Here is a 7,774-nt window from a genome sequence, read left to right as displayed (position 1 = left end):
CAAAAAATCAGGAATTAAAATCTTAGCAAGAGGCACAATAGGAACTGGAACGATTTTCATAACATATCGTTAAAAATCCCGTTGCCTTTAAGCTAGGAATGTCGAAATCCAAGAAAATTACATGAATGCTGAAGAATTCTTAAACCAAGGATTAAACTACAGTTTGCAAGGGGATTATCAAAGAGCGATCGCATCTTTCAACCAGGCTATAGAAATCAACCCCAATTTTTCCACAGTCTACTCTCAGCGAGGTAATGCTCGTTACTTTTTAGCCGATTATCAAGGAGCGATCGCAGATCATAATCAAGCATTGCAAATCGATCCCAATTTCGCCCAATCTTACCACAGTCGGGGTAATGCTTACTTTGCCCTAGAAAAATACGACAAAGCGATCGCTGATTATATCAAAACAATAGAAACTAGTACCCAGTTAGCTGATAATATCAATATTGATATTGCTAATGCTTATCATAATCGAGGTGTAGCTTGTTTTGAAAAAGGCGATCGTCAAGGAGCAATCGCAGATTTTCAACAAGCTTTACAATGGCATCCCAATTTTGCCGCAGCATACAGCAATCGGGGTAATATTCACCATATCTTAGGAAATTTTCACGAAGCGATCGCAGATCATGACCGAGCATTACAATTAGATCCTAAGTTGGCGGAAGCTTATCATAATCGAGGTAATGCCTATTACTCTTTAGCAGACTATCAAAGTGCGATCGCAGATTACAACCGCGCCCTAGAAATTAACCCCAGGTTTGCCGGAGCATATTATAATCGGGGTTTGGTTCTTGCTCATATCAAAGAATATCACCGAGCAATTGAGGACTTTAACCAAGCGCTAAAATTCAATCCTGATGATGTGCAAGCTTATTGTGAACGGGGTCTTGTTCGTAGTACTCTTGAAGATTATAAGGGTGCGATCGCAGATTATGACCAAGCCTTACAAGAAAATCCGACTCTAGCTTTAGTATATGGCTTTCGGGCCAATGCTCTGCGCCGATTGGGAGATTATCAAAGTGCAATTGAAGATAGCAATCGCTTATTACAACTCAATCCTAGTTTAGCTGAAGGATATTGCGATCGCGCGGCGGCTCGTCGTTCTTTAGGAGATCATAAAGGAGCAATTAAAGATTACGATCGGGCATTACAGATTAATGATAACTTAGCCGCAGCTTATTATGGTCGGGGAATTGCCCGTGAAGCTCTGCAAGATTTACAGGGAGCAATCGATGATAACACCCAGGCGATAGAGTTGGTTCCTGAATTTTCGCAAGCGTATTGTAATAGAGGAAATGCTCGTCGTCTTTTGGGGGATGAACAAGGAGCAATCGCAGATTATAATCGAGCATTACAAATTAATCCTGATTTAATTGAAGCATATTACAACCGAGGTTCAACCCATTATGCTTTAGAAGCTTATGAAAGTGCGATCGCAGATTACACCCAAGCTTTGCAAATAAATCCCCAATCTGCTGCATTTTACAGCGATCGCGCTAATGCTCGCTATGCCCTAGAAGATTTTCAAGGGGCAATAGAAGATTATAGTCGGGCGATCGCGATCGACTCTAGTTTTGCTGAAGACTGGTATAATCGGGGTCGTAGCCGTTCTCTATTGAGAGATTTACAGGGAGCGCTTACAGACTTAAATCAAGCTTTACAGCTTCAGCCTCATTGGGCTTCAGCTTACATTCTGCGAGCAGATGTCTACCAAAATTTAGGTGATTCTCAAAGAGCAATTGCGGATTTCCAGAAATCCGCAGACTTGTATTACCAAGAGGGAAATATTCAGTATTATCAACAAATTATTGAGCTAATTGAACAGATTCGATAAATTGGGGATTGGGGAAAGAATTCTCCTAACTCTTAGAGGATGTCTGAAAAGTTTTTTGTATACACCGAATGCTTAGAGATCCCCCTAAATCCCCCTTAATAAGGGGGACTTTGACACTCTTATTCCCCCCTTTTTAAGGGGGGTTAGGGGGGATCAATAAATATTTGATAATTCTCAGACATCCTTTTAACTCCTAACTACTAACTCCCTCATTTATTCAAAATGAAAGCGTTCCATGAATCGCCTGTCAATGTAATCTTTGTAATGCCACAAGAGTTTGTGAGGTGGTAAAGTAATGATGCCTTTGGTTAAGATCGCTCGTTTGTCTCCTGTACCAATTAAACTTAAATATTGTTTTTGTGGCTTATAGGGTTTGAGCGACTTACCTAATAAAATTCGTTGCAAATTTTCAAATAAAGGTTTACCTTGTCTAACAGCAAACACCCCTGCTTTCGGACGTGAATGATTTACCATTGTGGCGATGTCACCAGATGCAAATACCTGCGGATGCGTTTGAGATTGTAATGTGTCCTCTACCAGAATAAAACCTTGCTCATCAGTTTCTAATCCCGCAATTTTTAACCATTCAGGTGCTGAAGCTTGTGTCACCCAAAAAATTTTATTACATTCTAATATCAAACCAGATTCGCACTTAATCTCAAATATTTCTCTAGTTTGCTTGTGGTTTATAGGTGCGATATTACACACACTTTCTCCAAGATGTAGCTCAATACCTCGCTGGGTGATAATTTGCTGAATTTGATGCCTTACTGATTGATGGTAATTTGGCATCAGTTCCATTTGACGCTGAAACAAATGAATTTCTAGATTTTGAATTGGTTGTAAAATCTGATGTAAATGAGATTGCATCGCCAACGCCAATTCTACACCGCCAGCACCTCCACCTACGATCGCAATCCTAATCAGTTCTTGAGGATTTTTACCTACAGCCGCAATTAGTTCATCCCAATGTTCCAATAGCTGTGATACTGGTTTAGCTGCGATCGCATATTCTGCTGCACCTGATACAGACACTCTGGCCGGAGTGCTGCCAATATCAATAGACAGCACATCAAAATCTACCGCCAATCCGTTAGCACAGAGAACTTTGTTGTTTTCCAAGTCTAGAGCGACTACTCTGTCAATATACAAATTTGCTTGAGCAAAGTTTGCTAAGGGTCGCAAATCAATATGACATTCATCATGGGTGTAAAATCCAGCAATGTATCCTGGTAACATTCCAGAGTAGGCTGTCTTTTGATTTGCAGTAATCAACGTAAAACGTACTCCGGGTAACGGCTTCATTCCAAACATTTTCAGGGCAATTGCATGGCTGTGACCGCCACCAATTAGCACTAAGTCTTTAACTCTTTTATGTTGACAGTAATTATTAATTTTTTTCATCCTATAAAAAATATTTTATCAATCAATAATGCTCAATTATCAAAAGTATGTCTGAGGATAGATACTTTACAAGAAAGAATTAGCAAAACTCGGCATAAGTCTCCAAAAGAACGTTTAAGAATAGCAATTGAACAACTAGGAAATAACACAATAGAAACCAGTCTAACTGTAATTAATGATTTAGAGCAAATTGCCCAAAATCATCCCCAGTACCACTGGATAATTATGAATATTCTTATTAATTTTCTAAGAGAAAATACTCTTTATCTATCTCAAGAAGAAGTAACAAGCAACCTGTCACTGAAAGTTCGTACAGATATTCAAGCAGCCCTGACTGTTATTGCTAGAAGAGATGTAAATAAAGACCCAGAAAATGAGCAGCTTGATTTGAGTCACATCGACATGAGAGGAGTGAATCTGTATGGGGCAAATTTACAACAGATAAACCTCTATCAAGCTAATCTTGTTGGGGCGAACCTCACGGAAGCTAATCTCGCAGGATCAATTCTCAGTGCAGCTAACTTAGAAGGTGCTAACTTATATTTAGCTAACCTAGAAGGAGCAATCCTTAGTGCAGCTAACCTAAAAGGAGCTAACCTAAAAGGAGCTAACCTCCATTATGCAAGCTTATATCTAGCTGATTTGCATGGGGCAATTCTTGATGATGCCATACTTGATGGGGCAAACTTGAGAGAAGCTAAATTATCTGAATAAAACACAATTTTTGCAAGACGAAAATTAAAAGGAAGAAAACTTCCAGTGCAAGCTTTTCAATAATTGTTCAATTTTTGCCTTAATTCACAAGTATATTCGATGTTATTACTTAGTTAAAGAGGTCTTATGACACCTATTATAATTTTCTGCTAAATGGTATACTATTTTTTCCAAACATCTAAGTAATAATTCTAAGTTGTAAGGAAAATTTTTACCATGTCTTCTAAAAAGACAGACACTTTGTTGAATTGGTTCATAACTATAACAGTTTTATTTGGCTGCTCATTGACTGTAATTTTCTTTGCTTTGTCTAGTATTAAAGAATTGTCAGTTCAGGAAAAAATTCAGTATAGAAACCAAGCGTTAACAACTACTGCAATAGTTTTTCTGGCATCGGCAGCAATGTTTAATACATATTATTCAGCAAAGCGGGCCCAAGCGATGCATAAAAATGCGATCGCAGCTGAGAAAAACATCGAAATTAGCCTTCAGAATGCCAAATTGAATCAAGACAGATTGACTTCAGAACGCTTTATGGGGGCAATTGCCCAACTTGGCCATGATAAAATTGAAACCCGAACAGGTGCAATTTATGCATTAGAAAGAGTTGCTCAGGATTTTCCTAAAGAACACTGGACAATCATGGAAATCCTCACTGCCTTTGTGCGCGAAAATTCACCTATCCAGCCGGTGAAGGTAGAGCAACAAAAAGCGGAATATTCACCAGATGCTTACTCAGGTAGGCGTAGAAGTGGGTCGCGTCCGACACAGCAGTTGGAGCAAAGCCTTCATGAAGAATTGCCAATTATCCGCACTGATATTCAAGCAGCCCTAACTGTCATCGGTAGGCGGAATTTACTCGAAGACCCAAAAGATCAGAAACTTGATTTACGACATATCGACATCAGACGAGCAGACTTGCTAGGAGTGAATCTGCAACAAGCCGATTTACGTGGTTCTGACTTGAGTGGGGCTGACTTGCGTGGAGCCGACTTGAGTGAGGCTGACCTCAACGGCGCTAAACTCGTTAGGTCTATTCTCTATGAAACCAAGTTACTAAAAGCTAGCCTCTGTGGAGCTAATCTCTGTTGGGCTAATCTCAACCGCGCTAATCTTTCTGGGGCTAACCTGCGTTCAGCCAACCTTTCTGGAGCAAGTCTGCGTGTAGCAAATCTCCAAGGAGCAAACCTTTATAAAGCTAACTTGCAACAAGCTACTTTGAAAGTTGCCGACCTCTCTGGGGCAAAGCTGTTTTTAGCTAACTTGCAAGGTGCAAAATTGGGTAAAGCCAACCTAAATCTGACGGGTTTGATTGGTGCTAACCTTTCGGGGGCTAACCTAAATGGAGCCAACCTTTCTGGGGCTAACTTGAATGCAGCCAAACTCCACCAAACAGAAGTCTATTTTGCCAATCTCTCAGAAGCCAGTTTAACGGAAGCTGACCTGCATCAGGCAAACTTGATTGGAGTAAACCTGCATAGGGCGACCCTTTATCAAGCTAATCTGACTCAGGCTAACTTGATGGGAGCTAACTTTTTAGAAGCTGACCTTCGTGATGTCAAACTGGAAGGGACAATTTTAACAGGGGCTAAAAACTTAGAGTTACACCAGATTAGAAACGCACTTGGCGATCGCACTACTCGCCTACCTGATTATATAGAAGCACCGACAGATTGGCGACAATCAGGTTGAGTTATCACCGCATCATTAGTTATTTGGGCGCATTCTACCGATTTCACTTAATGCTATAGTTTTCTACCAAAAGTCTAGATTGAATTGGCAAAAGGCGATCGCACAACAATCTTACCGGAAAATCTTCAACCACCCAAACACTGGCAAGCTTAAATTTCATCCTCTGAACCTCAACGTTGATCCTTTGAACCTCAAACGTGAGTTTTTTAAAATACAAAGTTGGCTAAATTAACATATTCTTTACAATTAATATGGACATTTCAATTGCTTAGAATAGCTTCGTTTCAGGCACAACAGTATTGTGTCTCTACCGCTAACCCCCGTAGTTCAGAGGACGTTTGAAAAATAAGTTGTGATGGATTTCATAGATGATTTCCATTAAGTAGATTTAAGTACTTGTCAAGTACTTCCGTATTTGTACGCTATCAGATATTTATAGATCCTCTTAAAATCAACCTACATTTATTTCCGTAAGGAGTCAGATATGAAGACTTATGACATATCTTTTATAAAGACAAATGGACTCACGACTTTTTTGGTATTTATCTCAATTATATTTATTTTCTCAGCAACTCTTATTCTCTCGTTATTTGAAAGTATTGAAGAATTTTCAAATCAGGAAAAAATAGAATATATTAATCAAGCATTAACAACTCTTGCCATAATTATTGGAGGACTGGCATTAATTACTAATGCTTACTATACTTCCAAACTTTCCCTAGATGAAAATCAGAGTCTGTTAACACAACTCCTTGCTGGGACGCTAGCTTGGGATAAGAATATCGGAACTGGCATTAATAACACACAACCAACTCTAGAAGAAATTGTTCCAGAACGTTTTTGTAAAGCGATTGAACAACTGGGAAATGAAAAGATTGAAACGCGATTTGCCGCCATTTATGCTTTAGAACGAATTGCTAAAGATTCTCAGAAAGACCATTGGACAATTATGGAAATTCTCGCTGCTTTTATCCGCGAGAATTCTCCGGTGAATCATGAATATGAGAACGATTCAGAGGAGTCATCAAAACTTCCTACAGATATTCAAACAGCCTTAACTGTCATTGGACGACGCGATGCATATAAAGATCCGGTAAATCAAAAACTGGATTTACGCAATACAGACCTCCGTAATGCAGACTTAACGGAAGCTAACCTCTCTAGGGCAATCTTCGTAGGAGCTAACTTACAATGGGTCAATTTTACACGAGCAAATCTCTCGGAAGCCGACTTATCAGTAACCGATCTTTGTGGTTCAATCTTCTATGAAGCAAACCTCTCAAAGGCAATCCTTCCAGAAGCCAATTTGCAAGGAGTAGTCCTCAGAAAAGCAAATCTCTCAAAGGCAATTCTTTATGATGCCAATTTAGAAGGGGCAATCCTTTGTGATGCCAATTTAGAAGGGGCAATCCTCTGTGATGCCAACTTAGAAGGGGCAATTCTTTGTGATGCTAACCTCTTTGAAATAAATTTTGAGGGTAGCAACCTCCAAGATGCAAACCTGATTGGTAGTAACCTGCAAAGAGCAAAACTTGCTGGAGCCAACTTAGAAGGTGTGTTACTCAGTACAGCTAATCTGCAAGATGCGAACTTCCAAGAAGCCAACCTTTCTAGGGCAAACTTGAGCGGATGTGAAAACCTAGAATTACAGCAGATTGAAGAGGCAATTGGCGATCGCACAACAATCTTACCGGAAAATTTCAACATACCACAACAGTGGCATTAAACCCGGATTTCTCACCACATCTCGATTAAGCCTGCGCTTGAGCAGGGGAGCAGGGGAGCAGAGGAGAGTTAAAATACCAAGTTCTTTCCCCTCTGCCCCTCTGCTCCCCTGCCCCTCTACCCCTCTACCCCTCAAGCTTGTGAGAAATGCGGGAAGTAGACTTAAGCTATAAGAATCTGATTTGATTGATTAAAAAATCTAAGTATATGTAGGGTGTGTTAGGCGTAAGCCGTAACGCACCTGACTCCAAAGCTTTGGTGCGTTACGCTGACGGTAAGACACCCTACATGTATTTCACAAATCAAATATCAGTAAACCAAAAAGTTTTTCTCCAAAGAGCGATCGCTGAAATACTTATATGTTTTAATACTTTATAACACCTAATTCTCTAATCAGTAGAC

5 protein-coding genes are annotated in these 7,774 nt (G+C 39.8%); 4 read left to right on the top strand and 1 reads right to left on the bottom strand.

The genetic code is table 11. The features are described 5' to 3' along the window. The first annotated feature begins 121 nt into the window (after window positions 1–121). A complete protein-coding gene (locus V7K42_RS09815) occupies window positions 122–1,837 on the top strand; it encodes a tetratricopeptide repeat protein (protein WP_334915689.1) in 1,716 nt (571 codons plus the stop codon). Between the two features lie 213 nt (window positions 1,838–2,050). Here V7K42_RS09815 and V7K42_RS09810 read toward each other — a convergent pair whose 3' ends face one another. Continuing rightward, window positions 2,051–3,241: an FAD-dependent oxidoreductase gene (locus V7K42_RS09810; RefSeq protein WP_334915687.1), complete on the bottom strand. Its 1,191-nt coding sequence runs from the start codon at window positions 3,239–3,241 to the stop codon at window positions 2,051–2,053. Here V7K42_RS09810 and V7K42_RS09805 point away from each other — a divergent pair. The 3 genes from V7K42_RS09805 to V7K42_RS09795 all read left to right on the top strand — a co-directional run bounded on the left by V7K42_RS09805 (window position 3,212) and on the right by V7K42_RS09795 (window position 7,373). After that, the gene (locus V7K42_RS09805; RefSeq protein ID WP_334915685.1) at window positions 3,212–3,955 is read left to right on the top strand and encodes a pentapeptide repeat-containing protein; all 744 of its coding nucleotides are present in this window, start codon (window positions 3,212–3,214) and stop codon (window positions 3,953–3,955) included. The genes V7K42_RS09810 and V7K42_RS09805 overlap by 30 nt on opposite strands. 216 nt (window positions 3,956–4,171) lie before the next feature. After that, window positions 4,172–5,647, top strand: a complete 1,476-nt coding sequence (locus V7K42_RS09800) for a pentapeptide repeat-containing protein (protein ID WP_334915683.1) — start codon at window positions 4,172–4,174, stop codon at window positions 5,645–5,647. Window positions 5,648–6,131: 484 nt separating this feature from the next. Continuing rightward, window positions 6,132–7,373 (top strand): pentapeptide repeat-containing protein, encoded by a 1,242-nt coding sequence (locus tag V7K42_RS09795; protein WP_334915681.1) that lies wholly within the window; start codon window positions 6,132–6,134, stop codon window positions 7,371–7,373. The last annotated feature ends 401 nt before the right edge of the window (window positions 7,374–7,774 follow it).

The sequence above is a fragment of the Nostoc sp. genome, from assembly GCF_036917455.1.
In the GTDB taxonomy this organism is placed as follows: Bacteria; Cyanobacteriota; Cyanobacteriia; order Cyanobacteriales; family Nostocaceae; genus Nostoc.
Note: the sequence above shows the minus strand (reverse complement) of the source record. Positions and strands in the feature narration are given on the sequence as shown.